The sequence below is a fragment of the candidate division TA06 bacterium B3_TA06 genome, from assembly GCA_005223075.1.
Classification (GTDB): Bacteria; Hydrothermota; Tepidihabitantia; order B3-TA06; family B3-TA06; genus B3-TA06.
The window spans coordinates 1-23,138 of record NJBO01000013.1 but is presented as its reverse complement, the minus strand read 5'-3'; the positions used below and the strand labels follow the sequence as shown (position 1 = coordinate 23,138).

The following is a 23,138-nucleotide window of genomic DNA, read 5'->3' as shown; positions in this document are numbered from 1 at the left end:
GGGCTCAAACTGTCCCTTAGCCTTATAGCTGTGATCCTCGACCCGCGTGCCAAGACAATCCCCAGCACGATCGTAAATCCTTAAATCCACTTATACTCTCCCACGCAATTCTTCACTCTCACAATGATAATGAAGTAACGCAACTTGTCAATACCCCAGGATAAGTGTTTCAGGATATCTCATCCATCCCCTCTGAGGTGCCGAATCGCTCAATTGAGTATATCTGGTTCAGGTTTTTCCGTGTCCGGGGTTCGGGTTCTTCAGCCGGATAACCGCACGGTATCAAAGCCACCACCTCGTAGGAACGAGGTATATCCACAAGCTCGCGCACCTTTTTCTCGTTGAACCAGCCGATCCAGCAGGTGCCGAGCCCGAGGGCGTGCGCTGCCAATACAAGATGCTCACCGGCTATCCCTGCATCGAGCCAGAGGTTTGAGTGTCCGAATACATGGGCCACCCTGTGTGTTAGTTTCCGGCGCACTGTTAAGACGAACACCAACGGAGCCCCGGACATCCAGGAGATCACGAAGCGCGACCCTAAAGGTGCGGCCTTTGAGAGTGCTGAGATTACCTCCTTATCTCTCACCACCACCACGTGCCAGGGCTGCGAGTTCGAGGATGAGGGCGCAAGCCTGAGCGACTCAAGCATCTTTCGGATCTTTTCTTCCTCGACCGGGCGATCCTCGTAGCGACGGATGCTTCGGCGTCTACTTACGATCTCAAAAAAGGTATTCCATCTATCCATAGGTAAGAATACCTCCTTGAAACCTCAAGTCAACACCGACCGTCTGGGCTCGATTGAAGGGGCCACTTGACAAGCAGGTTTTAGAACGTAGTCTTCCTGATTGGAGGAGTTATGAAAAAGACATTACCGCTAACTTTAGTCCTGGCTCTTTTCTTCGGTTGCGTTGGCATGCGGCCCAAGGGAATCAAGGACTGCGATTTCCGCGTGGCCGACGTCAAGACCACTGAGAAAGCTCTTACCTATGCCAAGCTACAGCTGGAGCTGGACGTCACCAACCCTAACGGGGTTGGGGTAATAGTCGACCGCATGCAACTCAGGGTGTACGCCAACGGCCAGGAGATAGGCAGCGGTGCGGCAAGCTTCAAGGATAAACCCATCCCGCCAGGCGAGTCGGTAAAATTCAAAGCCGACATTGCCATCGACTACCTCAGCGCAGGCCTGGCCATATTCAATATGATCAAATCACACTCCGCTTCCTACAGCATCAGGGCAAAGGTTTACTACGAGACCCCGCTCGGCGCATATCACTCCTGGACGACCATCTCAAGCCTTTACCTCCCACTTCTGTAGAGGGTGATGCGAAAGATACTCCCTGCGGTGTTTCTGGCCGCGATGCTGCCGGGCTGCTTTATATTCCGGCGAGCCCAGCTTCAGAAATGCGAGTTCCGGCTGGCAGGAACCTCAATCAAGGAGATCACCCTTAGCTACCTGCGGATCGCTATCAACATAGACGTCACCAACCCGAACAGGATAGACGTCGTGCTTGACCGGATGCGCTTTGACCTATACGTAAACGATGAGCATGTGGCCAACGGTGTTTCCAACCTTAAGACTCGCATCCCTTCGGGGGAGTCGGTCAAGATATCGCCGGTGATTACCATCGACTACGCCCAGGTTGGTGCCGCAATCATCTCTACCATTAAGAACCTTGGGGCACGCTACAAGATCGTTGGCACGGTCTACTTTGACACGCCGTTCGGCACCGTAAGCTTCCCGGTAACCATAGTCGAAAGATGATTCACCCCGAAGCTGGGAGAATTGGGTTTGAATGTTTCTTCGGGGTCCCCGCGACGGCGCAAACCGACGCAGTGACTTCGTGGGGTGATGTCCATGGTCAACACATCATTACCAGGTAATAGGGAGTTGAGTTCGTCGAGGAGGACGACTTGGGCATGCTCATTGCAAATTGAAAATCAAAATGCAAAGTGCCCCCTCAAGGGTGCAAATATCAAATTGAAGATGCAGAGGGTTGAATATTGATTAAAGAAGAACCTTCCAATAATCACAGCACTTGGAGGCCAACTGTTCATCGTCAAACAGTCCAGACAAATTTGCAATTTTTAGAATTTGCAGTTTGCAATTTGAATTGAGCGACACCCTCGTGCACAGAGGCAGGTGAGGCTGTTCCACATCTTTCCCTCACCCCATCCCGCTACCCTGGTAACAATCTCTTGGCGCACGAACTGTGTTCCCTTGACGGCCGGGTTAGAGTCGGTATACTTATACGATGATTAAAAGGGTTCCAAGGGTCAGTCATCGCCGCGGTTTCCGCATAGGCATCATAGCTGTGGTGGTGAGCGTGGTGCTTATCTTCTTCGCTATCCTGGTGTTTTTCTTCTTCCGCGAAGCGATCTTCGGCGCATAACAGACTCTCCGACCAAACGCCTGTCCCCCTCACTATTGCGATCTTTTGCCGCTGGTGCAAAAGGGGCATTTATTCGGGGTCCCCGCGACGTCACCTGTCCTGCCGTCCAGGATGTGAAACAACGGCGTGGGGTGCTCATCTCCTCCCACTCGATGGGGGACGAAGTGCCAACGCTTGCACTACCGTCTAGTGTCTGGCAGGACAAAGGCTGGGGTGAGTGTCATCGCGACCGACCGAATGGAGGGTGGCGATCTCATATGGAGCGCAATCCGAGAATTCATCCCCATACTTTTATCATCAATCTCTCTGCTATTGAGGGCGGTCAACGATTATTTCCTATCAGCGCAATGACAGGAATCACCCTCTCCCTACCCGACGGTCCCAGACGGTGGGGTTTACAGAGCACTCCCTCCCGTCAAGGGAGGGGAATAAATGGCGGCTACCTGATCCCTCTCGGTATATACAACTCCTCAAAGCAGCGAACGGCGAGACGGCGTCGAACAAACGACCAACTTTTGTCCTTGGAATGATTACCTAATCCCTCGCGGGATATACAGCTCCTCGAAGCAGCGGACCGCGTAGTTGTCGGTCATGCCGGAAACAAAGTCCATCACCACCTGGGCCGGGTCAGCACCTTGCTCGCAGGAGGTGTAGCGAACAAAGTAATCCAACTGCGTGAAAACACTCGGCTTATCGCCTTCCTCATACCCTCCCTTCACCAGGTATTCGTGGAGTCTCTCAAAGAGGAGTCTGATGATGCCGTGCACGTTCTCATGATGCTTTGCCACGCGTGGATGCAGGTAGACGCGATCGTAGTTGAAGCGGTAAAGCGAGCGAACCGCCGAGTTGATCTTTGGGCTGAAGCCAATCGAGCGCGGGTGCTCCTCGTTGCCCTCGATCAGATCCTCGACCAGGGTCCCGATTATCCGCCCGTTGTTTGTCCCCAGCGTCTTGCGGACAACCTGCGGCACGTCCTCCTCCTTAATAAGATGCGCGCGGAGCGCGTCCTCAAGATCGCGGCCAAGGTAGGCAACCCTATCCACGATCCGCACGATGCATCCCTCAAGGGTCACAGGCTTGTCAATCCCGCGCCGAGTTTCATACAAACGTGACGGGGCCTTTTCAAAGTCAGGCTCCACCAAAGGCTCGGCGGTCTCCCCGAGGTGCGACACGACGCCGTCTCTTACCTCGAAGGAGAGGTTCAGCCCTGCCTCTTGTTTGCCGATCAGCTTTGCCAGGTGATCGACCGTTCTCAGCGAGTGCAGCTCGTGCTCGAAGCGAAGCCCATAAGGCTCGACCACCTCGTTCAATGCCTTCTCTCCCTCGTGGCCGAACGGCGCGTGCCCAAGGTCGTGGCCAAGGGCTATAGCGTTAACAAGATCAGAGTTCAGTCCCAGCGCCCTGGCAATGGTCGTTGATATGGAAGCCACGTATAAAGCGTGCTCCATGCGGGTGGCGATGTGATCGTTTTCAGGCAGAAGGAAAACCTGGGTTTTGTGCCGCAGCCGACGGAACGAAAGGCTGTAGAGGATGCGGTGAGTATCGCGCTCGAAAACGGTGCGAACCGGATCCGGTGGCTCAGGACTCAGCCTGCCCTTGGAGTTTGCCGAAAGCGTCGCATAGGGGTGAAAGAAGATCTTTCCCTCAAGCTCTTCTCTGCGCTCGCGGATCGATTGGCTCATGTAGTAGTCTAATTAAGACTTCCCCGCAGTCAACCCGCCTTATAGCTCCTGTTCATGGTCAAGACATCGTTACCAGGTATGAGGGGGTTGAGGTCATCGAGTCCGTTGTAGCCCTTGCATCCCAAAGGTCTTTAACTCCTACTCAGCCCCCAGGGGTTAATCCGTAGGGGCACGGCATGCCGTGCCCCTACTACTTCGGCATCGTCTCAGGCAGGGATACGGATAAGTTTGCAGCCACCGGATTGACGCCGGTTAAAAGCGATCTGGTAGACGCACCGTATGTCAAGGAGTTTCCGTTGGTGCTTGAATGCAAGCTGCTGCACGCCTTTGAACTTGGGCTGCACACGCAGTTCGTTGGCGAGATTGCCGACGTTAAGGCCGACGAGGAGGTGCTTGGCGAAAGCGGGTATCCGGACATTGAGAAAGCAAAACCGATCGTCTACACCCCCATGGCTCGCACCTATCATGGAATCGGCAAATATCTTGGTCTGGGATTCAGTGTGGGTAGAAAGATTTGAGCGAGGATTATCTGACCACCCTGCCGATGCGTTTCCACTGGGTGCGAACGATGCGCTCAAGGATGTTTGAGCCCTCGCCCAGGGAGTAGTAGATCACCACAGGCGAGCCTTTCAGGAACCTGATAGGTATCGGTCCCCAGTAGCGGCAGTCGTCTGAGAAGTCGCGGTTGTCGCCCATCCCGAACACGTAGCCCTCGGGCACGATGATCGGGCCGAAGTTGTCGCGCACCTCGTAGTGTCCCTCAAACTCAAGGCTCTGCCAGCGCTCGTTGAAGCCCTCGTACTCCACCGTGCGCGGGATCAGCCTGCGGTCCATGTGCACCGCGTGCGGATTGTCGAATGGCTCGCCGTTCACGTAAACACGTTTGTTGATGATCTCCACCGTATCCCCGGGCAGGCCCACGCAGCGCTTCACGTAGTTACGCGGCGAGTACCAGTGGAACTTCTTTAGCTGTTTGTCCCAGAAGATCGGCAACAGGGGAAACCACTTGGGGAAAAATCGGGCATACCGTCCCTCAGGTTGGGGCCAGCGTGGGTCGCGCGGGTAGCGGAAAACGATAATCTCGCCGCGGCGGGGCATCCGGCCGCCGATGATTCCCGCATTGGTGAACGGCGCCTTGAATCCGTAGACGAACTTGTTTACCAGAAGGAAGTCGCCGGGCAGGATGGTTGTCTCCATCGAGCCGGTGGGCACGGTGAACGCCTCGATAACGAACGCCCGGATCGCCAGAACGACAAGGATCACCGTCCCCCACGAGCGTACGAACTCCCACACCCTGCGCCCGAAGGGTTTGCGCTTTTTCGGTGGGGCCTGCACCTCTTCAGGCTTTGGCACGTGCTTCATTCTCTTCTTCTTCCGCTTCGCCATTAGCTGTGATTATAAATGGGGTTGTGGGTAAGTCAAGCGGTTACATCTTTCAGGATGATACTCCGATGGGAAAGAACGTTAAGTTAGTGCTATTGACAACTTAATTTGTTGGTGTATATTTTAGATATGAGTTTAAGAAGAGGGCTTTTGTCCCTTGCGATTGTTGCGATTTCTTTATTTGCAGTAACTCCCAGTAAAATTGCCTACCAGTTTAATAGAGAAGGCGTTAGTTTGTATAGAGCAGGAGACTTAGAGGGTGCTGAGAGGAAATTCAGAGCAGCGATAGAGGCTGAACCAAATCGCGCTCTATACCACTATCATTTGGGGGGAGTGTTGAAGGAACAAGGTAAACTCAAAGAAGCCGAGATTGAGTTTCGAAGGACTATAGCTTTAGACTCGACACATTCTTTAGCCCATAACTCTTTGGGTTTGTTGTTGAGATGGCAACATAAACTTGACAGTGCGAAGATTGAATACCTTAAGGCAATAAAGTTTGACCTCACTAACTATGAGGCATACTGCAACTTAGGCATCCTGTTAGAAAAAGAGAACAAACCCGATTCCGCAGAATTGATGTACCGAAAATCAATAGAAGCCAAACCTAATTATGCACCTGCACAGTATAGTCTTGGATGTATAATGCAAGATAAGAACCACTTGGACAGTGCTGAGATTAGATATAGATTGGCAATAGATCTAGACTCTGGATGTTACGAAGCCTATAACGCTTTGGGTTTGCTTCTTAAATGGAGAGGTGAACTGGATAGTGCTGAATTACTGTACAGACGAGCAATAACTTGTAACCCCAAAAGTGCGTCCATTCATTCTAATCTTGGTGTGGTTTTATTAGAGAAAAAGAATTTTGATGGAGCAGAGAGGGCGTTTCGTACAGCGATTGATGTTAATTCGATGCATCCCTACGCTCGTAGCAATTTGGCTTATGTCTTATTTCTTAAAGGAAATTTTAATGAAGCAGAAAAGGAAGCCTATAAGGCCTTTGAAAATAGAGATGAGTTCAAAACGGATACACTTAATAGGAATATTGTTATTGGGAATTTAGCTATATTATCTGTTGTAAATGGATTTGCAAAACTCAGACTTGGTGATTTAGAACAAGCACAAGAGAAATCCGAAAGAGTATTTGATTTACTTGAACAACATGAAGGTATTTTTGTTGATACGGAGACTAAGCATCTGGAATCCGGAGCGAGTTTTTTGCTTGGGTGTGTTTATCTAAATAAACGTAGACTCAACAAAGCCATTGAGCGCTTTGAATATGTACTGGTATTAAATCCAGAAGATGCCAGTGCTCGTTATAACTTAGGCTATGCTTATTTCTTGAAATGTAAGTGGAGTGAAGCTGAAAGATATACCAATGCTGCTTTTGAATTGAGGGGTAGGGAGTATCCTCTTGCCGAAGAACTTCTTGAAGATATTCCGAAATATCGAAATTTATCTAAAAAATCACTGGAATCAAAATGGTGGGTAATCCCTATCATGGTTGTCTTATCATTTGGATGTATAATTGGGGCCATTAAACTCAGAGGTTTAAAGTGGCTCTTTTTTGGCCTACTGGGGCTATTTGTCCTTTTGGCCGTTCTCTTGCTTTTAGCAATGGTTTTGCCAATAACTGAAGCTTCTTTCCTTACTTTTACGGTAAAGCTAGATGAGAGTAAAGTCGAAGTTCCAACAAAGATTCCCTTAGAACCACGCCGTATAGAATACAGTCCCGCTAGTATTCCTTAAATGTTTCTCTCCCAATCTCCTTGACTTTCTTCCTTTAAATCACCCCACGAACAAATACCCCAGACGTCTGCTGGCGCATCCGTCCTGTGCCACATATGGGATTGCTTCGCTCCCGCTCGCAATGACGCTAAGCCAATCCCTACAATTATCTGCGGCTATAGCTCTGCGGATACGATCAAAGAAATGGTAAACTGTTCGGTAGTTCATTCCCAACTCACGAGCACTGCGATGCGCTGATGGCTCCAACGAGAAAAGCTGAACCAACCATGCCACTCGACGGAAGTCAAGCTCGTCAGGTTTCAATGTAACTCTTCAACTAGTTCGTTATCCTTAACTCTGATTATTGGCGCGTGGTTGACACCCACCTGGCCACACCTATAATTAAATCATTAAGCGAGGATGGCGGAACAGGCAGACGCGCTGGATTTAGGATCCAGTGGGGTAACCCGTGGGGGTTCAACTCCCCCTCCTCGCATAGGTATACTTTATAATGAAAGGAAAGAAGTAAGTGGAAACCAACGTGGTTCACAAGACGGATTGGCTTCTTGCTATCGAGGGCAAGGTTGAGCCTGATGAGGTTCGCAAAGAGCGCGAGAAGCTCTTGCGCCGGTTCACTCGCGGGGTAAAGCTCCCTGGGTTCCGGCCTGGAAAGGCGCCCGTGTCCATGGTGGCGGCCCGCTATGCCGAAGACGTCAAGGCCGAGCTTGTTGAGGAGTTCGCATCAAGGGCGTATCGCGAGGCGCTGGAGGATAAACGCATCCGTCCGCTTTCCCAGGGACGTCTGACGCATTGGAACTTCATAGAGCAAGACGAGCTCCGCTTTGAGGTCGAGGCCGAGGTGATGCCTGAAATCGAGGTGCGTGGATACCGCAAACTTAAGCTGGAACCTGTCACAAAACCCTCCGGGGATGAGCTGGTAGAAAGGCATCTGGAGACCATGCGTGAGCGTTCGGCCCGGTTCGAGCCGGTGGATCGCGAAACAAGGGAAGGCGACTACGTTCGCTGCGACTACTCGGTCTACCGCGACGGAAAGAAACAGGACAAACAGACCGGGGTGCTTGTGAAGATAGGCGACCGGGAGAACCTCCCCCAGATAAACGCCGCCTTGGTGGGCAAGAAGGTGCATGAGATCGCGGAGGCCGTGGTAAGGTATCCTGACGACGCGGGTGAGCTTGCCGGACGCGAGGCCACCTTCAAGTTCTTTATCCACGAGATCAAGGAACGCCGCCTGCCTGAACTCTCGGACGAGTTCGCAAAGGAGACGGGTTTCGAGACGCTTCAAGCGATGCGTTCCAAACTGGCCTCCGACGCAACCGAGGAAGCCGAACGGATAATGCAGGAGCGGCGCGAGGATCAGATATTTGCCCAGCTTCTGGAGTTGCATCCGTTTGATCCTCCACCATCGCTGGTCGAAGAGCGCATTCGTTACTTACTGGTACGCCTTCGCATCCCGGACACACCCGAGGCACGTCAAGAGGTCGAGCCTAAGGCGGCAGAACACGTCAAACTCGATATCATCATTGAGACGATCGCTGAAAAGGAGAAGATCAGCGTATCCGATGAGGAGCTTGAAGCCTGGTTTGCCGAACGCGCCGAGCGGATGGGGATTCCCTTGCCCCAGGCGCAGGCCATCTGGAGGCGTGAGGTAGCAATGAACGAAGCGCGCAGACGCAAGATTATAGATTTTCTCCTACAGCAAGCAGCAGAAGGAGGTTTAATTGTATATCCCGATAGTCATTGAACAAACGGGCCGCGGTGAGCGGGCCTACGACATCTACTCGCGGCTGCTTAAGGACCGCATCATCTTCCTGGGCTCGCCGGTGGACGATAACGTCGCCAACCTGGTTATCGCCCAGCTTTTATTCCTGGATGCCGAGAACTCCCAGAAGGACATCAACCTCTACATCAACTCGCCGGGCGGTATCGTTACCTCAGGATTTGCCGTCTACGACACCATGCTCTACATCAAATCAAACATCGTGACCACCTGTGTTGGGATGGCCGCTTCCATCTCGGCGGTGCTTCTCGCCGCAGGCAAGAAAGGCAAGCGCTACGCCTTGCCCAACTCGCGCATAATGCTGCACCAGCCCTCCATCTCAGGGCTTTCAGGGGTGGCCGCAGACGTGGAGATACACGCAAAGGAGCTCCTGAAGTGGCGCAAGAAGCTTAACGAGATACTTGCCGAAACTACCGGTCAGGATATGGAGAGGATCAAGCAAGACTCCGATCGCGATTACTTCATGAGCCCGGATGAGGCAAAGGCCTATGGCTTGATAGACGAGATACTGGAACCTACCCGTGAGCGAGAAGGATCAAAAAAGAGCTAGTCACGAGGTAGTCTGCTCGTTCTGCGGCCGGCCAAAGCAGGTCGTGAAGCGTATGATCTCAGGACGCCGGGGCTACATCTGCGATTCATGCGTTAAGCTGTTTGCAGGTGTCATAGATAACGAGGAGCGGGCAGAGCAGACGTTTTCCCTTACCAGCCTACCCACGCCCGCCGAGTTCAAGGCGCATCTCGACAAGTACGTAATAGCCCAGGGGCGAGCAAAGAAGGTGCTCTCGGTCGCCGTATACAATCACTACAAGCGGTTGATAACCCGACGCAAGGGTGTTGAGATCGAGAAGGCAAACATACTACTCATCGGTCCTACCGGGGTTGGCAAGACCCTGCTTGCTCAGACCATGGCGCGATACCTGAACGTCCCGTTCTCGATCTCCGATGCAACCCCACTTACCGAGGCGGGTTACGTTGGGGAAGACGTTGAGAATATCATACTCAGACTTCTGCAGGCCGCCAACTACGATCTGGAACGAGCGCAGACTGGTATCATATATCTTGATGAGATAGACAAGCTGGGACGGCGCTCTGACTCGCCCTCGATCACCCGCGACGTCTCGGGCGAAGGGGTGCAGCAGGCGCTTCTCAAAATCATCGAAGGAACCGTGGCCAACGTGCCGCCGCGCGGTGGGCGCAAGCATCCGGAGCAGCAGTTCATACCGGTGGACACCCGCGGTATCCTTTTCGTCTTCGGAGGGATGTTCGACGGCCTGGTGCCAATCATCCGCTCCAGGCTTCGCAAGACCGCGATAGGATTCGGTATCCAACGCGACAGGGTGGAGGACCTCTCAGACGATGAGATACTTGCCCGTGTTGAGCCTGAGGATCTGGTTCACTATGGACTTATCCCTGAGCTTGTGGGGCGCATCCCGGTTGTCGTATCCTTGACATCCCTTGACGAAGCCGCCCTGGTGCGCATCCTGACCGAACCGCGCAACGCTATACTGAATCAATACCAGCACTACTTCGACATGGAGGGCATAAAGCTGCGCTTTTCAGACGCGGCGCTCGAGGCGGTTGCGCAGCGGGCAAACGAACGCGGCTCAGGTGCCAGGGGTCTGCGCTCGATCATGGAGCAGACCATGCTCGACATCATGTTCGAGCTGCCCGATCGCAAGAAGAAAGGATACGTGGAGTGCACCATAGGCGAAGAGGTAATAACCAAGGGTAAGGTCCCGCGCTTTCGCAAGCCCGCCGCCAAACGCAAGGCGCGGTAAGAATCCTTAACCGCCAGTACATATACCCATAAAACGGCGGCGCCTATCGTTAAAATTCTGATACTATTTGATCTGACCAACCCTAAACAGTTTGACATTGCCGGAGAATTGGCTTATACTGAGACGAAAGGAGGCAGTAATGCTTAATATAAGCCTCTTAGCTTTAACCCTGTGGGGTGATATACTCGTAGGGCCCTTTCGCATCGCCGAGGCTGAGCCAGGCCATGATCAGAGGTGCCTGCGCACAGCAATGGCATCTGACGGGCGGTTTGCCGTAGCATGGGTAGACCACCTGCTGGTTGATTACCCCCCCTTCGATGAGCTAGAGCTTTTCGTGCGTTTCTTTGACCCGGACGGCAGCCCTTTAACCGACGCCTACAAGATAACCAAGGTTGCGGACACCCACCGGATAGGCGGTTCCCATCTTGACATGGATTCAGCAGGAAATACCGTCCTGCTCTGGACAGAGCATCCTTATCCGAATCCTGATGAGGCGTTTTTACGCTTACAGCTTTTTGACACGAGCGGCAATCCCCTGGGTTCTCCTCAGACAGGCTATCAGGGATATGTTCCCAGCTCCAACAGAGCGGTTGCGGTGAGTCTCAACGACCAGGCCGAGTTTGCTATAGTCTGGGATGGTGATACGATTTACGCAAGACGTTATTCTTTCCAGGGCGGTCCGCAGGGTGATCCATTCAGGGTTCACGGCGATCTCCCTGATGATGCCAATTTAAACTATCCTGGTGTGGCGCTGAATGATGCAGGCGACCTGGTGGTAACCTGGCATGAGCTTCGCCTTCCTCCGAATGCAATATCTTATCCCAGGTTTCAGGTGTTTGACGCCGAGGATGAATCTATCCTACCCTGGGAGCCGATGGGGCATCTGGTGAACGAGGATAGCTCTAGGGGCCACCGGGTTGAGTCCTACTGGCTGGATAACGACCGCTTCGTGATGTTCTGGAAAGATCCGAGTTGTTATCCGCTTATTGTAGGTCGGGTGTTCAGTGATCGTGGCCTGACGCGCCATCCCATACGCGGGCTGATATGGCAAGATACCTTGTGGGGTGCACATGGCGGTTCAAGAGGCTGGTATTCCACGGCCGTTGCCCCTAACGACAGCTTTGCCTACACTCACATAAGAACCCGCTATGACTATCCTGATGGAGAACTGCGTACCTGGGATCATGGTGGAGGGATACTGGGATATATCCAGGACAACGAACCGATACGCCGCACCACCCTGTTTGAGTACACCCCGCCCTGGGGAGCGGATACCGTGAACTGTTGGGGCCACACTCAGCCTCCTGCGGTTGCCTGCTGCAACGATCGTATCGTGTGGGTGTATACCCGCCCCAACCCGGACACCATCTTCGAGGCCTTTGCAATGATCACCGACTGGGACATGGGGATAGGGGTAGCGGAGCCACCGATTGTTGAAAAGCCGCCCAACTGGGAAGTGATAACCTCCATCGGTTCTCAAATAGTGCTGCGATATCAAGATAGCCCCGATGGCTTTCGAGCTTCAATCTTCGACGCCTCGGGCCGCAAGGTTGACGAGATAGAATCCCCGGCTCAAAACGGAACTTTGACCTGGGGAGAAAATCACAGCCCTGGTGTTTACTTCATAGTGCCGCAAGACTCTCAAGCACCTGCGCTCAAGGTCGTTCTTGTGAGATAGCCTGGGGTCCCCACAACGGCGCGAAGCGGCGGTGAGGGGGCGAGATTGCTTCGCTCACCGGGTTCGCTCGCAATGACATTTTAGTTTAGGGGCGACGCTTGCGGAGCTATTCGCATTTTAAAATTTGCATTTTGCAATTTGATATTTGCAATGGCGACGCAGTCGCGCCCTCTGCCGTCAGCTGTCCGCTGTGAGCTGTTATTTGTCCCACTTTTTTACCCCAGACGTCTGCTTCCCGCCCCATCATTTTGAAATTTGCATTTTGTCCGAAGGACGACGCTTGCGGAGTAAATTTGATATTTGCATTCGCGACGAAGTCGCGTCCCCTGCCGTCAGCTGTGAGCTGTCAGCTGTGAGCGTCACCCCTTGACCCTTCCATTTTACACTTTGCACTTTGACTTTTGCACCGGAGGGCGACGCTTGCGGAGCAATCGCATTTTAAAATTTGCAATTTGATATTTGCAATGGCGACGCAGTCGCGCCTTTGTCCATCTTTTGTCCCACTTATTCGGCATCGGACCCGCAAAATGTCCACCTTTTGACCAACTTTTGACCAGCATCTGACCAGCTTTCGGGTAGTTTTTGTACACCTTTTTTCCCCCCGGAAAAGCCTCATCAATCCCTGGGAGGAAGGGTTCTTTTGTATTGACAAAGCCACCTATCCTGCTAAACTATTAGTTGTCATGAGATTAGACCGTTTTACCCAGAGGGCGCAGCAAGCGCTGGCCCTGGCACAGGAGTCTTTAACTCGCTTTCAGCACACCGAGTTTGACGCGCATCACCTGCTTTTCGGGCTGCTTACGCAACAGCAGGGGCTTGTGCCGCAGGTTCTATCGGAGATGGGCATCGCCTCGGAATACTTTGTTGAGCGTCTTGAACGTGAACTCGATAGATTGCCGAAAGTTGTGGGGGCTGGGGGCGGGACCGAGCAGGCCTACCTTACCCCTCGATTAAAGCGCGTACTGGATCGTGCCTCAGAGGAGGCAGGGCGGCTCAAGGATGAGTATATAGGCACAGAACATCTCTTTCTTGCCCTGACCGAGGAGCGCGAGGGGGTGGCGGCACGGGTGCTTTCGGACTTCGGGGTCACTACCGATAAGGTCTACCATGCCTTGCAGAAGATACGAGGCACGCAGCGTATTACCTCTCCTGATGCTGAAAGCCACTACCAATCCTTGAAAAAGTACACTCGCGATCTAACTCAACTTGCAAAGGAGGACAAGCTTGACCCTGTGATCGGCCGCGACGACGAGATACGCCGGGTGATTGAGATACTTTCCCGACGCACCAAAAACAACCCTGCGCTGATAGGCGAGGCAGGGGTCGGAAAGACCGCTATAGTTGAAGGGCTTGCGCAGCAGATAGTCGCGGGCGAGGTGCCTGAGATCATTCGCAACTCACGGGTTCTGGCGCTTGACATGGGTCAGCTGGTTGCCGGCACCAAGTTCCGCGGTGAGTTCGAGGAGCGGCTGAAGGCGGTTCTTAATGAGCTCAAAGAGAATCGCGGTAGCGTTATCCTTTTTATCGACGAGATGCACACCATAGTTGGTGCGGGCGCTGCCGAGGGAGCGATTGATGCGGCCAACCTGCTCAAGCCCGCCCTGTCGCGCGGCGAGATTCAGTGCGTGGGCGCAACCACACTCAAGGAGTACCGCGAGCACATCGAGAAGGATGGGGCTTTGGAGCGCCGGTTCCAGCCTGTATACGTGGATGAACCTACGATCGAGGAAACGATCCTGATACTTGCAAGACTCCGCGACCGCTACGAGGCCCATCACGGGGTGAAGATCGCAGATGACGCCCTAGAGGCCGCTGCCAGGCTCTCATCACGCTACATTGCCGGTCGCCATCTCCCTGACAAGGCTATCGACGTGCTCGACGAGGCGGCAGCCTATCTCAAGCTGGATATGTACTCCCTGCCGCCTGAGATCCGCCAGAAGGGGCAGCGGCTGGCCGAGCTTACCCGTGAGGGTCAGGAGGCGGTCAAGATTCAGGACTACACCCGTGCGGCACGGCTCAAGAAAGAGGCGGACAAGATTCAGGCCGATTACGTGGCCGAGCGCAGTGCATACCTGAAAGACAAGGGGATAGGCCAGATACTTGATGCAAAGCAGATTGCCGAGACTATCTCGCGCTGGACAGGGATACCGGTGGCCAATATGCTCAAAGGGGAGGCCGAAAAGCTTTTAAGGATGGAAGAGCGTATCCACGAGCGGCTCATCGATCAGGACGAGGCGGTTCGTGCGGTGGCAGACGCGATTCGCAGGGGGCGCTCAGGGCTTTCCGATCCTGCCCGTCCCATCGGTTCCTTCCTCTTCCTAGGTCCCACAGGTGTCGGCAAGACCGAGCTTGCGCGAAGCCTTGCGTGGTTTTTGTTCGACGACGAGGCGGCGCTCCTGCGAATGGATATGAGCGAGTACTCGGAGAAACACTCGGTCGCCCGGTTCGTGGGTGCGCCTCCGGGTTATGTGGGCTACGAGGAAGGAGGTCAGCTTACCGAGGCGGTGCGCCGCAGACCCTACCAGGTTATCCTTCTCGACGAGGTTGAAAAGGCTCATCCTGCCGTGTTCAACATACTCCTTCAGCTTCTGGACGACGGTCGCCTTACGGACGGCCAGGGTCGGACGGTTGACTTTGCCAATACAGTGGTTATTATGACATCAAACATCGCTTCGCAGGAGATACTGGATAGCGGCGGCGAGCTCGGCAAGGATGAGCTGGATAGGCATCTGGCAGCGAACTTCCGCCCGGAGTTCCTCAACCGCATTGACGAGATAGTGGTGTTCAAGCCGCTTACGCTGGAACATATGGGTTTTATTGTGGAACTGGAGCTTGGGCGACTTAAAGAGAGGCTGGAGGATAAAGGAATCAAGGTTCGTTTCTCAGATGAGGTAAAGGAGCTTTTGATGCGCGAGGGATTTGATCAACGATTCGGGGCAAGGCCCCTTAAGAGAACTATAGAGCGGCTCGTTGCCAATCCTTTAGCCAGGATACTTATCAACGGTCAGGGGCGGCGCTCCTATCGCGTCAGGCTTGCGTGCGGCAAGCTGGTATTTGACAGTGAGGAGGCATGAGGTTTCCAAGGGAAAAGCTCGTGCTTTTTTCGCTGCGTGCTGAGTTCGTCGATCTCAATGAGCTGCTGCACTTTGCCAAGAAGCACCGGGCTTTTAAGCGCTCCTATTACATCACCATAGACTACCCGGATTCCTTCGATATCCTGCTCGTGCGCCAGGGGGAGCTTGCAACTATTATGCGGGTCGCCAACAATGTTCCTACCAAAGAGGTTGCCCTCATGGATGTAGATGAGAAGATCAAGCACACCGACTCCTCACTTGTGAACGTTGCGTTCGCCGACGATCAGCTTTTGGTGATGATAATCGTCGGCTTGCGGGATGAAAACGTGGTTCGGGAGGTGGATGCTCGCAGTGTGCCTCCCCTAAATCTCCTGCGTGACCTGTCGGTGCAGAACTTTTCAGGCATACTGGTGATAACTCGTCGCAACGAGAAGTCCTACGTTTTGGTGAAGGAAGGTGAGGTTTCCACCGTATATCTGGCTCCAGGCGGGCGAACCCCAGATGATCTCTTCAAGTACCTCAAGGAATGGGGTTCGGAGCTCTCCATCAAGATCATTCGGGAGGTGCCTGAGGAGGCGGCATACGCTACATCTGCTCAGGTTGAACTTTTGATAACCTCTGCAAACCGTCTGCTTGAAGAGTTCACGGCGATCCTTGGACGCAACATCGTGAAGAAGATAGCAGAGATCTCGCTTAAAGGTGTTGCCAAGGAGCATACCTTCTTCGAGAGTTTCAAGATCACAGATGACGCCAGGTTCACGGGCGCACCCAAGGTGGATACAGATAGCCTGGTGCGTGGATTCGCCGCCTTCTTCAACCTGCTGGCAGACTCGCTTTCCACCATCTCCGGTGGCAGACACATCACCGTCTTCCGCAAGGCGCTTCAGGACTACCGGTTTGCGCTCAATAACCTAAAGTTTTTTGACCACATCAAAGAACAGATCTTTTGATCGAACGCGGCACCCTTTACATCGTGAGCACCCCGATAGGGAATATGGCAGATATTACCCTGCGGGCGCTTGATGTCCTGAGAGCGGTGGATCTTGTGGTCTGCGAGGATACCCGTCGGACAAGATCGCTGCTTACCCACTACGACATTCACAAGCCTCTCATTTCATACAACGACGCCAACAAAACTTCACGCACTCCCTCTCTTCTGGCAAAACTCTCGAACGGAGAAATCCTTGCACTGGTATCCGACTCCGGCACCCCGGCTATATCAGACCCTGGATTCTACCTTGTGCGCGAGGCCGTAAAGCAGGGGATCAATCTTGTTCCCATCCCCGGTCCTTCGGCCATCCTTGCCGCTTTGGTCGTCTCCGGCCTCCCAACCGACCGGTTCCTGTTCGTTGGATTCCTTTCAAAGAAGTCGGGAAGACGCAAGATCCAGATCCGTTCCTTTGCCGAAGAACGAGGTACCATAATCCTTTATGAAACCGCACTTCGTTTGCCCAAAATAGCTCGTGATCTCCTTGAAGTTCTCGGTCCTGATCGCCAGGTTGTGCTTGCGCGTGAGTTGACCAAGCGCTTTGAACAGGTGGCACGTACCGATCTCGAACATCTTACAGAAACCTTGCGTGAGATCGTATTGAAAGGGGAGCTCGTTGTCCTGGTCTCGGGAAACACGCGGTAAGGTTTATGCGGGCTTCCGGTGGCTTGTCTCGCCGCTGGTGAAGAGCTTTGTCCGGTTAGGGATGCCTCCCGCCGTTATCTCTATGGCAGGGATTTTATTCACCGGCGTGGCCTTTATCCTCATGTACCGTGGTTTCGCCAGCGGTGTCTCCGGCTGGATGCGTGCCGCAGGCGGGGTTATCCTTTTTGCCGCGGCCTGGGATATCGTGGACGGCGAGGTGGCGCGTGCGCTTGGCAAGGCGTCGGCCAAGGGAGCTTTCCTCGATTCGGTACTCGATCGGGTCTCAGAGTTCATTATCTTCCTTGGGATCTTTCTTTTCTTCGATTTCGGTAAACTCGACTCCGCGTTGCTGTTCGCCCTTCTTTTCGCCTCCTACTCTATAAGCTACGTACGCGCCCGTGCCGAAGGGGTAGGTATCCACTGCAAGGTTGGGTTCTTTGACAGACCGACCCGGGTCTTCATCATAGGGGTGGCCTTGATAGCTATCCCGTATTATATGAATTGGGTGATACGAGGTCTTCTTTTAGGCACCGCATTCACGGCTGCGAGGCGGTTTATCTATGTTCTCACAAGAAAAGCCGAAAGCTGAGCGCGTACTTCTGGTTGCGGTTGCCCGTGATAACCGCTTACGCTGGGACGCCGTGGACAGCCTTGCCGAGCTCGCCGCACTGGCTGAGACCGCCGGTGCAGAGGTTGTAGAGAAGATCCTTCAGATCCGGCAAAAGCCCGATCCCCGCAGCTTCGTAGGTCGTGGCAAGCTTGCCTACCTTAAGGCGATATGCTCACAGCTTGCGATCGACCTTGTGATATTCGATAACCCCCTTACCCCTACCCAGCTGCGTTTCATCGCCGAGGAACTCAAGCGCCGCACCATAGACCGCACTGCGTTGATACTCGACATCTTCGCTCTCCATGCGCGCAGCGGGGAGGCCAATACCCAGGTTGAGCTTGCCCAGCTCGAGTACCAGTATACTAAGCTCACAGGCTGGGGACGGGAGCTCTCGCGCCTGGGCGGTCGTTCAGGAGCACTCGGCGGCCGTGCCGTGGGGATCGGCACGCGCGGCCCTGGAGAGACCAAATTGGAGGTGGATAGACGTCGTATCCAGGAGCGGATCAACCGTTTGAAGAAGGAGCTCGATCACATCGAACGTGAGCGGGACACCCAGCGAAAGCGCCGCAAGAGGCTTTTAACCGTTACCATGGCCGGTTATACCAACGCCGGGAAATCAACACTTCTCAACGCACTAGCCGCCGAACACACCTTTGTCTCCTCTAGGCTCTTTTCCACCCTTGACTCCACAACCCGCGTGGTGGAACTTGAAGAAAACATCCCCATGCTACTCACCGATACCGTTGGTCTCATCAAGAACCTCCCTACCCAGCTTGTGGCAAGTTTTCGGGCGACGCTTCAAGAGATATCCGAGGCCGACGTTGTTCTTCACGTTGCTGACTCAAGTGACCGGCATCTCGATCAAAAGATAGAGGTTGTCGAGCGCCATCTTGTAGAGTTAGGTGCAGAGGGGATTCCCAGGGTGCTTGTGCTTAACAAGAGCGATCTCTTGTTCGATGAGATCGTGAAGGAGAAGTTGGCACGAAGATACGAAGAGGCGACCTTCGTGTCGGCCCTTCACTCGCAGGGGCTGGAGGGCTTGCGCAGACGTATCCGAGAGCTTGCAGCAGAGATTCTTATAGAGGTGGAGGTTAAGATCCCTCGCTCTCATCCTGAATGGGAGCACCGTTTCTACGAGGCGGGAGACGTGTTGGAACGCATCGAGTGTCCTGAAAGCGTGACCTTGAAGGTGAGGGGATACAGGGCTTTGCTGGAGGGTTTGAATAAGGAGTTCAGGAGCCTTCTAGCGAGCGCTGACACTTGATACAGTGCTTTGCATAGGGGACGTAGTCCAGTCTTTCTCTTTGAACCTTAGCCCCGCAGCGTGAGCATATCCCGAATGTGCCGTTGTATATGCGCTTGAGTGCCTCGTCTATGGCCCGCAGGATGCGTGTCTGTTCTGAGGTCAAACTTGCCTTCAGCTCTCTACGGTAGGTTTCACCGGACTGATCGGCCATATGGAAGGTGAAGCTCGAGAGGTCTCCCGAGGCCTCCCTTGCCAACTCGGCCAAGGCCTTCTCTTCCACCCCTATTTCTCTAAGCAGGTGCAGTTTCTCTGCAAGAAGTTTTCGCGCATACCTTTGCCGATTACGTTTGGTCATCAGCTATAGCCTCATAGCATTTATCGCAGATCTCCGGGTGGTCTGGATGGGTCCCCACACTCTCGGACCACAGCCAGCAGCGCACGCATTTTTCTCCCTTGGGCCTTTGAACCTCTACTGCCAGATCGTTTTTCCTGCTTTTTTCCGGCATCTTGTCCCACTCCATGAGATTCACCTGGGAGACGATAAATAGCTCCGGCAGATGGGATTCGTATTTCTTTAGAAGTTGAGCCAGGGAGTCATCTTTAGCGGCGAGGCTAACCTTTGCATCGATTGACGCCTTGAGTTTGCCTGCGGTGCGTCGTTCTTCAAGCGCTTTGAGAACCTCCTCGCGTACGGATAGGAGGTGGGAGAACTCGTAGGCGAGCTCGCGATCCTCAAGCGAGGGGTCTACCTTGGGGAAGCTAAGCAAGAAAACACTTTCTTCGGTCCTCTCCAAAGGGGATGCGCGGTAGGCTCCCTCTGCGGTGAAGCTGGCCAGAGGAGCAAGAAGCCGGATTAACGTATCGAGCACCTCGGCCATCACGGTCTGCACCGAGCATCTGATCTTCGAGCGCTTGCCCCGGGTGTAAAGGGTATCCTTTACCACATCCAGATAAAAGCTGGAGAGCGTGACACCACAGAAGGCATGGATCGCCTGGAACGCCCGGTGGAACGCCAGGTTGTCGAACCCGTTGCGCACCTTGCTTACCAGTTTTTGCAGCTCGTGAAGGATATAGCGCTCAAGCGAGCCAAGCTCTTTGTAGGGCACGCGCTCTTCTTCGCTGAAATCAGCGAGGTTGCCCAGGAGGAAGCGGAGGGTGTTGCGGATCTTGCGGTAGGCGTCAACTACACGATCCAGAATCTCGCGGCTTACTCGAACGTCACGTGTGAAATCAGATGAGGCAACCCACAATCTCAGCACATCCGCACCGTAACTATTCACAATCTCTTCGGTGGCTATATAGTTGCCGAGCGATTTGTGCATAGCTTTACCCTCCTGATCCACCGCCCAGCCAGTGGTTGCCACTTGCAGGTAAGGTGAGCGTCCTTCCGCACCCAGGCTGGTCATAAGCGAGGCGTTGAACCATCCCCGATGCTGATCCGGACCCTCAAGGAACAAATCCACAGGCCAGCGCAGCCCTTCCCAGTTCCGGCAAACAATCAGCGAGGAACAGGATGAGTCGAACCACACATCCAGGATGTCTCGCTCCGGCCTGAGGTTTTTACCCCCGCACTTAGGACAGGTGAGGTCCGGAAAGTGCTTCATAACGTCCGGCTCGAACCAGAAGTCGGCCGAATACCTCTTTACCAGGTCAGCGGTGCGCCGCACCAACTCCGCATCCAGTATAGCTTCGCCGCACTCGTTGCAGTAGAATGCAGGGATTCCAACCCCCCAGAACCGCTGCCGGGAAAGGCACCAGTCAGGACGAGTCTCGATTGCCGCCTTGATGCGCTCGTAGGACTCCGCCGGTACCCAATCCACCTTCCCAATCTCAGCCAAAGCCTTATCCCGGTGCCCTTCATGATCCACGTTCATGAACCACTGCATGGTGGTGCGGAGGACCAAAGGCTTATGGCAGCGCCAGCAGTAGGGATACTGGTGCTCTAGGATGTCCTGTTTTAAAAGGTTACCGGCCTCTCTAAGTGCGGCCAGCACCTCCTCGTTGCCCTGCTGTAGATCCAGGCCTGCAAAACGTTTGCCTGCCTCTGCGGTAAAGTGCCCCTTCTCATCCACCGGGCAGAGGATCTCTAGCCCGTATTTCTTGCCTATCCGGAAGTCATCCTCGCCGTGGCCGGGTGCGGTGTGAACAATGCCGGCGCCATGATCCGCGGTGACGAAATCACCCTCCAATACCGGAGAGGGCCGATCGAAGATTGGATGTCTGAACTGGAGGTTTCTGAGTTGCTCGCCCTCCAGACGGCGCTCTATCTCGATCTCTCCCTCGTTCCATCCCAGCTCTTTAGCCGTTTGTTCATAGAGCGCCTTGGCCAGAAGGTAGCGCTCTTCGTCCCTCTTCACAACGTAGTACTCGAAGTCCGGCCTTACCGTCAGGGCCAGATTCGCGGGGACAGTCCATGGTGTTGTGGTCCAGACAAGGGCATAGGAGCCCTCCTTATCCCCGCCGAAGATACGGTCAGGGTCTTCAAGCAGTGGAAACCGCAGCCATATGGAGTAGGAACTCTTCTCATGATACTCGATCTCTGCATCGGCCAGAGCGGTCTGGCAGGTGGTGCACCAGTGGATGGGCCGCAGATCGCGGTAGATGTAGCCACGCTCTACAAGTTTGGCGAAGATTCGTAGTATCTCGGCTTCGTATAGCCGTGACATCGTCAGGTAAGGGTTTTCCCACTCGCCGAACACGCCGAGCCGCATGAACTCATCGCGTTGGACATCCACGAAATGCGCCGCGTACTCCCGGCAGCGTTTGCGGATCGCCCCTCGTTCGACAGGTTCCCCTCGCTTACGGAACTCGGCCAGGACGTTGTTTTCGATGGGCATACCGTGGTTGTCCCAGCCCGGCACAAAGGGTGTGAAGAAACCGTTCATCGAACGGTACTTAACGATGAAATCCTTAACCACCTTGTTGAGTGCAGTCCCGAGATGGACATGCTCGTTGGAGTAGGGCGGTCCGTCGTGCAGGATGTAGGTTTGGCCCGAACGTCTAGCCTTGATTGTTTTTTCATAGATCATAGCCTCGTTCCAGAAGCGTAGGATCTCGGGTTCTCTTTGGGGGAGCTTTGCCCGCATCGGAAACTCTGTGCTGGGAAGATGGATGGTATCCCTGTAGTTCATCAATTCTTGGGGGCGTAAAAGATATAGATGAGCGTTCCCACTATCGCGGTTACCAGCAGCGGTTCCCACAGGCTGCCCGCTGACGATGAGGTGTAGTACTCCTGGGTTAACGGGGAACGCACCAGATCCAGTTCGCTTTCAGGGAACACGCTTTTCTGTTCGTCAACAAAACGCTGCTGTGAAATAACCATGTTGTCCTTCATCAAGGTTATCTCCACTTCTGCCTGTGTCCATCGCTCGATCATCCTGCGTCCCAGAAGCAGCTTGCGGTAACTGCGTTTATGAACCACGCGCAGTTGGTTTACAAGGTAGCGCAACTCCACCTCCGGCTCAGCGCCGAGTGGTGCGGAAAGGTAAACCTCTATGCCGCGTTCTCTTAGAACCTCGGCCAGCTGCGTACGCACCAGGTATCCAGCATCATCCGAAGAGTATCTGGCGTCGTAAAGGACTACACTTTCAATACCCTCAAGCCCACCAAGATCTGCAAACATCCCTGAAAGCATCGTCCTTGCCACGTCCCAATCGGTCGGGGTTCCCGCCAAAACTGTAAGCATCAACAATACGCCCATAGCCGATAATTATAAGGAGAGAAGTTTTAAAGTCAAGAGTTGGAAGTTCGTGCGCCAAGAGGTCGTTACTAGGTGGGGGTTAGGGTATTGAGGATTTTTAAGGAAGCGGGGCTACCGGTATGCGAAATCCAGACCGGTTCTCAAACAATCAATCTTTTTACCGATTAGTTAAGTTTTCATCCCCGCTGAGATAGGACGTTGGGAAGGCTAGGGTATATCATTGAGGGCAGGCTTGACATTTGAATCTCTCCAGCTAAAGTTTCCTTATGGTTATCGTTTTGCTCGGCTTATTGTCTTTTTCCCAGCCAGAGGATACAAACATTTACTGGGGGATGGATGTCAACATAGCTCAGTTCTCACGTTACTGGGATAAGGTGTACGAGACCTCGCCCTCAGGATTCCGCACCTCCCAGGGATGCCACGACATGAAGCTCTGGT

At 53.7% G+C, this 23,138-nt stretch carries 19 protein-coding genes and 1 tRNA gene; 14 read left to right on the top strand and 6 right to left on the bottom strand.

From position 1 onward, the window contains the following. Positions 1 to 169: 169 nt before the first annotated feature. Positions 170 to 745, bottom strand: coding sequence for a nitroreductase (locus tag CEE36_08130; protein TKJ41411.1), 576 nt, complete (start codon positions 743 to 745; stop codon positions 170 to 172). Positions 746 to 856: 111 nt separating this feature from the next. On the opposite strand from CEE36_08130, the gene CEE36_08125 reads away from it, so the two are divergent. Together CEE36_08125 and CEE36_08120 are read left to right on the top strand one after the other, a co-directional pair. Continuing rightward, on the top strand, positions 857 to 1,315 hold the full coding sequence (locus CEE36_08125; GenBank protein ID TKJ41410.1) for a hypothetical protein: 459 nt from the start codon (positions 857 to 859) through the stop codon (positions 1,313 to 1,315). A gap of 6 nt (positions 1,316 to 1,321) precedes the next feature. Next, entirely contained in the window at positions 1,322 to 1,762 is a 441-nt protein-coding gene (locus tag CEE36_08120) for a hypothetical protein (GenBank protein TKJ41409.1), read from the top strand. 1,158 nt (positions 1,763 to 2,920) lie between these two features. Here CEE36_08120 and CEE36_08115 read toward each other — a convergent pair. Beyond that, a complete protein-coding gene (locus CEE36_08115; GenBank protein ID TKJ41408.1) occupies positions 2,921 to 4,072 on the bottom strand; it encodes a deoxyguanosinetriphosphate triphosphohydrolase in 1,152 nt (383 codons plus the stop codon). 176 nt (positions 4,073 to 4,248) lie between these two features. Here CEE36_08115 and CEE36_08110 point away from each other — a divergent pair, with 176 nt between their 5' ends. Then, entirely contained in the window at positions 4,249 to 4,590 is a 342-nt protein-coding gene (locus tag CEE36_08110) for a hypothetical protein (protein ID TKJ41407.1), read from the top strand. A 7-nt stretch (positions 4,591 to 4,597) separates the two neighbouring features. Here CEE36_08110 and lepB read toward each other — a convergent pair whose 3' ends face one another. After that, positions 4,598 to 5,458, bottom strand: coding sequence for a signal peptidase I (gene lepB / locus CEE36_08105; GenBank protein TKJ41406.1), 861 nt, complete (start codon positions 5,456 to 5,458; stop codon positions 4,598 to 4,600). A 126-nt stretch (positions 5,459 to 5,584) separates the two neighbouring features. Between lepB and CEE36_08100 the strand changes: the two genes are divergently transcribed. The 11 genes from CEE36_08100 to hflX all read left to right on the top strand — a co-directional run bounded on the left by CEE36_08100 (position 5,585) and on the right by hflX (position 19,018). Further along, positions 5,585 to 7,204 (top strand): hypothetical protein, encoded by a 1,620-nt coding sequence (locus tag CEE36_08100; protein TKJ41405.1) that lies wholly within the window; start codon positions 5,585 to 5,587, stop codon positions 7,202 to 7,204. A 393-nt stretch (positions 7,205 to 7,597) separates the two neighbouring features. Then, positions 7,598 to 7,679 (top strand) — tRNA-Leu (locus tag CEE36_08095). A gap of 33 nt (positions 7,680 to 7,712) precedes the next feature. Next, on the top strand, positions 7,713 to 8,945 hold the full coding sequence (gene tig, locus CEE36_08090; protein ID TKJ41404.1) for a trigger factor: 1,233 nt from the start codon (positions 7,713 to 7,715) through the stop codon (positions 8,943 to 8,945). After that, positions 8,923 to 9,531 carry an ATP-dependent Clp protease proteolytic subunit gene (locus CEE36_08085; GenBank protein TKJ41403.1) on the top strand — a complete coding sequence of 203 codons (609 nt, stop codon included), beginning with the start codon at positions 8,923 to 8,925 and terminating at the stop codon, positions 9,529 to 9,531. Before tig ends, CEE36_08085 begins: the two co-directional genes overlap by 23 nt. After that, positions 9,503 to 10,759 carry an ATP-dependent protease ATP-binding subunit ClpX gene (locus tag CEE36_08080; GenBank protein ID TKJ41402.1) on the top strand — a complete coding sequence of 419 codons (1,257 nt, stop codon included), beginning with the start codon at positions 9,503 to 9,505 and terminating at the stop codon, positions 10,757 to 10,759. The genes CEE36_08085 and CEE36_08080 overlap by 29 nt, the downstream gene beginning before the upstream one ends. A gap of 139 nt (positions 10,760 to 10,898) precedes the next feature. Continuing rightward, on the top strand, positions 10,899 to 12,437 hold the full coding sequence (locus CEE36_08075; GenBank protein ID TKJ41401.1) for a hypothetical protein: 1,539 nt from the start codon (positions 10,899 to 10,901) through the stop codon (positions 12,435 to 12,437). 683 nt (positions 12,438 to 13,120) lie between these two features. Further along, entirely contained in the window at positions 13,121 to 15,511 is a 2,391-nt protein-coding gene (locus CEE36_08070) for a Clp protease (GenBank protein TKJ41400.1), read from the top strand. Beyond that, the gene (locus CEE36_08065) at positions 15,508 to 16,461 is read left to right on the top strand and encodes a hypothetical protein (GenBank protein TKJ41399.1); all 954 of its coding nucleotides are present in this window, start codon (positions 15,508 to 15,510) and stop codon (positions 16,459 to 16,461) included. The genes CEE36_08070 and CEE36_08065 overlap by 4 nt, the downstream gene beginning before the upstream one ends. A 44-nt stretch (positions 16,462 to 16,505) precedes the next feature. Further along, positions 16,506 to 17,144 (top strand): 16S rRNA (cytidine(1402)-2'-O)-methyltransferase, encoded by a 639-nt coding sequence (gene rsmI, locus CEE36_08060; GenBank protein ID TKJ41448.1) that lies wholly within the window; start codon positions 16,506 to 16,508, stop codon positions 17,142 to 17,144. Then, on the top strand, positions 17,116 to 17,733 hold the full coding sequence (locus CEE36_08055; protein TKJ41398.1) for a CDP-diacylglycerol--inositol 3-phosphatidyltransferase: 618 nt from the start codon (positions 17,116 to 17,118) through the stop codon (positions 17,731 to 17,733). The genes rsmI and CEE36_08055 overlap by 29 nt, the downstream gene beginning before the upstream one ends. Next, the gene (gene hflX / locus CEE36_08050) at positions 17,705 to 19,018 is read left to right on the top strand and encodes a GTPase HflX (GenBank protein TKJ41397.1); all 1,314 of its coding nucleotides are present in this window, start codon (positions 17,705 to 17,707) and stop codon (positions 19,016 to 19,018) included. The genes CEE36_08055 and hflX overlap by 29 nt, the downstream gene beginning before the upstream one ends. Here the strand turns inward: hflX and CEE36_08045 are convergent. From CEE36_08045 to CEE36_08035, 3 genes are read right to left on the bottom strand one after another with little or no spacing between them, the layout of a single operon-like run. Then, a complete protein-coding gene (locus tag CEE36_08045; GenBank protein ID TKJ41396.1) occupies positions 18,987 to 19,355 on the bottom strand; it encodes a hypothetical protein in 369 nt (122 codons plus the stop codon). The genes hflX and CEE36_08045 overlap by 32 nt on opposite strands. Then, a complete protein-coding gene (locus CEE36_08040) occupies positions 19,342 to 22,131 on the bottom strand; it encodes an isoleucine--tRNA ligase (protein ID TKJ41395.1) in 2,790 nt (929 codons plus the stop codon). Before CEE36_08040 ends, CEE36_08045 begins: the two co-directional genes overlap by 14 nt. After that, on the bottom strand, positions 22,131 to 22,634 hold the full coding sequence (locus tag CEE36_08035; protein ID TKJ41394.1) for a hypothetical protein: 504 nt from the start codon (positions 22,632 to 22,634) through the stop codon (positions 22,131 to 22,133). The genes CEE36_08040 and CEE36_08035 overlap by 1 nt, the downstream gene beginning before the upstream one ends. Between the last annotated feature and the right edge of the window lie 504 nt (positions 22,635 to 23,138).

Coding starts and splice junctions, on each gene's coding strand:
- CEE36_08130 (TKJ41411.1), bottom strand. CDS start 745: ATGGATAGATGGAATACCTTTTTTGAGATCGTAAGTAGACGCCGAAGC.
- CEE36_08125 (TKJ41410.1), top strand. CDS start 857: ATGAAAAAGACATTACCGCTAACTTTAGTCCTGGCTCTTTTCTTCGGT.
- CEE36_08120 (TKJ41409.1), top strand. CDS start 1,322: ATGCGAAAGATACTCCCTGCGGTGTTTCTGGCCGCGATGCTGCCGGGC.
- CEE36_08115 (TKJ41408.1), bottom strand. CDS start 4,072: ATGAGCCAATCGATCCGCGAGCGCAGAGAAGAGCTTGAGGGAAAGATC.
- CEE36_08110 (TKJ41407.1), top strand. CDS start 4,249: ATGCCGTGCCCCTACTACTTCGGCATCGTCTCAGGCAGGGATACGGAT.
- lepB (TKJ41406.1), bottom strand. CDS start 5,458: ATGGCGAAGCGGAAGAAGAAGAGAATGAAGCACGTGCCAAAGCCTGAA.
- CEE36_08100 (TKJ41405.1), top strand. CDS start 5,585: ATGAGTTTAAGAAGAGGGCTTTTGTCCCTTGCGATTGTTGCGATTTCT.
- CEE36_08075 (TKJ41401.1), top strand. CDS start 10,899: ATGCTTAATATAAGCCTCTTAGCTTTAACCCTGTGGGGTGATATACTC.
- CEE36_08070 (TKJ41400.1), top strand. CDS start 13,121: ATGAGATTAGACCGTTTTACCCAGAGGGCGCAGCAAGCGCTGGCCCTG.
- CEE36_08065 (TKJ41399.1), top strand. CDS start 15,508: ATGAGGTTTCCAAGGGAAAAGCTCGTGCTTTTTTCGCTGCGTGCTGAG.
- rsmI (TKJ41448.1), top strand. CDS start 16,506: ATGGCAGATATTACCCTGCGGGCGCTTGATGTCCTGAGAGCGGTGGAT.
- hflX (TKJ41397.1), top strand. CDS start 17,705: ATGTTCTCACAAGAAAAGCCGAAAGCTGAGCGCGTACTTCTGGTTGCG.
- CEE36_08045 (TKJ41396.1), bottom strand. CDS start 19,355: ATGACCAAACGTAATCGGCAAAGGTATGCGCGAAAACTTCTTGCAGAG.
- CEE36_08040 (TKJ41395.1), bottom strand. CDS start 22,131: ATGAACTACAGGGATACCATCCATCTTCCCAGCACAGAGTTTCCGATG.
- CEE36_08035 (TKJ41394.1), bottom strand. CDS start 22,634: ATGCTTTCAGGGATGTTTGCAGATCTTGGTGGGCTTGAGGGTATTGAA.